We start from the raw sequence: 2556 nt of genomic DNA on the forward strand, positions 1-2556 counted from the left end.
ACTTCGGCTCGATCACCGGCCGCGATGTCTTCAACCGCAGCGACGGAATGCCGGTCGATGCGGTCGCCCCGGTCGACGAGACGGTCGATGAGGAACCCAATCCCGACGTCACGCCGCGAGGCATCGAGATCGCCGAGGCAGCTCGTCGCGCCAACAGCGTCCTCACCGGAATCTGCGTGGCCACTGCGATCGCCCTACCGGCCGCAACATGGGCCACCCTGATCCCTGGCCAGGCACGAAGCGCCGGCGCTGCAGTCGTTGCGATTCTCTTCGCGTTGATCTTCATCAGCCGCGGGCGCGCCTTCGCCGACAGACGCCAGGCGGTGGCACTGGTCTGTGGGGCCGCGGCGGCCGTGTGCGTCGGAGTGGTGCGCTATGTGCTGCATTACCCACCTGACTCCGCCGCACCGCTATGGGGAGTCTTGGTGCTGACGCTATTGGGCGGCGCAGGGCTGGCAGCGGCACTGCTGGTACCGGTTACCCGTTTCACGCCGCTGGTTCGGATGGTCGCCGAGTGGCTGGAGTTAGCCGCCATTGTCATCGCGCTTCCCCTCGCCGCATGGGTAGGTGGCCTGTTCGCTTGGGTGCGGATGCGATGACTCGCTGCTGTGAGCGCATCGCGGCAATCGCTATGGCGGTTGCGATGACTGGGTTCCTGTCCAACGCGCCGGTGGCGTGGGCAATCGAACCACCGTCGGTCGACCCGGCCCTGGTTCCGCCCGACGACACTCCAGGGCCGGAACAACCGATGCGGCAGAGCAATGTCTGTGCCCGGGCCATTACCGTCGCCGAACCCAATGTCGGTCTACCCGCGCCCGGCTTTGCCATGCTCAACATCAGTAAGGCCTGGGAGCATTCAACTGGTAACGGCGTGCCGGTCGCGGTCATCGATACCGGTGTCAACCCGAGCCCACGGCTGCCGGTCATTCCAGGCGGTGACTACATCATGGGCGGTGACGGCCTGTCCGACTGTGACGCGCACGGAACGGTGGTGGCCTCCCTGATCTCCGCGGCGCCGTCGGGTATGCCGATGCCTGCTCCCATGCCGCCAGTCCCCGCGTATCCGCCGCCGGCCGCCGGCCCGCCGGTGGTCCCACCGCCGGTTGCGCCCCCCAACCCGGAAGTAGCACCGGCACCCCCGCCGGCTGATCAGCCAGCACCGCCTCCACCGGCTACCAGTCAACCCGTCGGTGTGCCCGGAAATGCACCCGGCACTGCGAGCGGGGCTGCGGCGCCGGAGGTTCCGGCACCCCTGCCCGGTGCGCCCGACGGCGTCGCCGGCGTGGCGCCACACGCCACCGTGATCTCGATCCGCCAGTCCTCTCGGGCCTTCGAACCGGAGAGTCCCGGCGGGGGCGATATGGAAGCTCGGCGCAAGGCTGGCACCGTATCGACGCTGGCGCGTGCAATCGTGCATGCCGCCACTATTGGTGCCAAGGTCATCAATGTCAGTGTCACGGCTTGCGTTTCGGCAGCAGACCCACTCGACCAGCGGGCTATCGGTGCGGCCGTGTGGTACGCCGCAACCGTCAAGGACGCTGTCGTTGTCGCCGCCGCCGGCAATGAGGGCGAGGATGGTTGTGCACAGAACCCGGCCCTGGACCCGCTAGACGTTGATGACCCGCGTGACTGGCAGCACGTCAAGACGGTTTCGTCGCCGTCCTGGTTCTCCGACTACGTGCTGTCGGTTGGTGCAGTCGACACCACCGGCGCACCGCTGAGAAAGAGCCTGGCCGGACCGTGGGTGGCGGTAGCCGCACCGGGAGTTGCCATCATGGGACTGTCGCCCCAGACAGGCGGTCCAGTGAATGCCTACCCGCCGGTGCGCCCGGGGGAGCAGAACATCCCGTTCTGGGGGACCAGTTTCTCCGCCGCCTACGTCAGTGGTGTTGCGGCACTGGTCCGCGCCAAGTTTCCGCAACTGACTGCCCACCAGGTGATCAACCGGATCCTTCAGACAGCGCACAACCCACCTCGTGGAGTCGACAACCAGGTGGGCTACGGCATTGTGGATCCGGTCGCCGCGCTGACCTTCGACGTGCCCTCGGCCGATCCGGTGGATCCGGAGGCCCTGACCCGGGTACTGACTCCGCCTCCCCCGCCGCTTCCGCCAGACCATCGGGCCCGCAACGTCGCGTTGGCATTCGCCGGCGTGGTTACCGCCGGCGTGATCGTGACCAGGTTCATCGCCAGGGCCAGGAGAGCGCGATGAGACACGACCTGATTCGGCTGGCCGTCATCGTTGGTGTGTTCACCCTGGCGGTGATCGGGTGGGCGCTGGGCGGCTACCTCGGTGCCTGCACGGGCCTGACCCTCGGTCTGCTCGTCGGGGTAGCCCCATGGCGCGGACAGACTCTGTGGTCGTGGCTCAATCTCTTTCTGTGCCGGAAACGCCCCATCACCCTGGTTGACCCCGTGACCGTCGTCAACGATCGTGCCGGCGGCGGCGTCCGCTACCAGGAGGGAATCGCCATCGCGGCGATCCAGGTACTCGGAAAACACTATGAAGCAACCTGTTTCACCGGCTCGGCATCCAGTGAGACGGCCAACACCCTT

At 67.1% G+C, this 2556-nt stretch carries 2 protein-coding genes and 1 pseudogene; all 3 read left to right on the top strand.

Annotated elements, in window-relative coordinates; all coding sequences use genetic code 11:
- Positions 1–599 (top strand): type VII secretion integral membrane protein EccD (gene eccD, locus ADBZ5N_RS18610; RefSeq protein ID WP_526260038.1); only part of this gene is annotated, 599 nt, incomplete at its 5' end.
- Positions 560–2212 carry a type VII secretion-associated serine protease mycosin gene (gene mycP / locus ADBZ5N_RS18615; RefSeq protein ID WP_526260040.1) on the top strand — a complete coding sequence of 551 codons (1653 nt, stop codon included), beginning with the start codon at positions 560–562 and terminating at the stop codon, positions 2210–2212. The genes eccD and mycP, both read left to right, overlap by 40 nt.
- Positions 2209–2556: pseudogene (locus ADBZ5N_RS18620) on the top strand (type VII secretion protein EccE); the annotation flags it as partial. The gene mycP and the pseudogene ADBZ5N_RS18620, both read left to right, overlap by 4 nt.

The organism is Mycobacterium sp. (genome assembly GCF_044370595.1).
Taxonomy (GTDB): Bacteria; Actinomycetota; Actinomycetes; order Mycobacteriales; family Mycobacteriaceae; genus Mycobacterium.

Coding starts and splice junctions, on each gene's coding strand:
- mycP (WP_526260040.1), top strand. CDS start 560: ATGGGTAGGTGGCCTGTTCGCTTGGGTGCGGATGCGATGACTCGCTGC.